This is a genomic window from Escherichia sp. WS1450, assembly GCF_046487395.1.
Classification (GTDB): Bacteria; Pseudomonadota; Gammaproteobacteria; order Enterobacterales; family Enterobacteriaceae; genus Escherichia; species Escherichia coli.
Map to the genome: position 1 here is coordinate 1 of NZ_JBJQJO010000172.1, position 500 is coordinate 500.

Consider the following 500-nt stretch of genomic DNA (forward strand, 5'->3'; position numbering starts at 1 on the left):
TAATAATACAGGAGAATAACAGAATGCTTAAAAGACGTGATGCTTTTTTAAAGAAAAGCGCGCTGGCAGTGAGTGTGGCCCTGCTGCTCTCGGCTCAGGCTCAGGCTCAGGCTCAGGCTGTTTTGACAGGGCCTGTTGATGCTAATTCTTCCAGCTTACTGATTGGAGAAAACTCTTTTATTACGAATTCAACTGGTACAGCTAATAACACTTTCCTTTTGGGAGGTGGCGCTTTTAACATGGATTCACCAGGAAGTCTTCAGTTTGGCTCTTTTTCGGGAGTGTATAATTCTCCACACAGTGTCACCCTGGGAAGGGATGCCGGTCAGGCTGAGTCAAAATATGGTGTTGCCATAGGTAAGAGCGCTGAGGTACTTAATTCACAGCAGAGTGTTGCTATTGGGGGATGGGCTGGAATAGAAAATTCTTCAGGCTCTGTAGCTCTGGGCCATGGCTCACAGGTGTCGGGAGAAAATAACGTGGTATCTGTTGGTGCCGGG

General features: G+C 47.2%; 1 protein-coding gene. It reads left to right on the plus strand.

Going from position 1 to position 500, the window contains the following annotated elements:
- Window positions 1-2: 2 nt before the first annotated feature.
- The coding region (locus ACJHYR_RS28200) for a Tat pathway signal sequence protein (RefSeq protein WP_410233240.1) at window positions 3-500 on the plus strand (498 nt) is incomplete at its 3' end.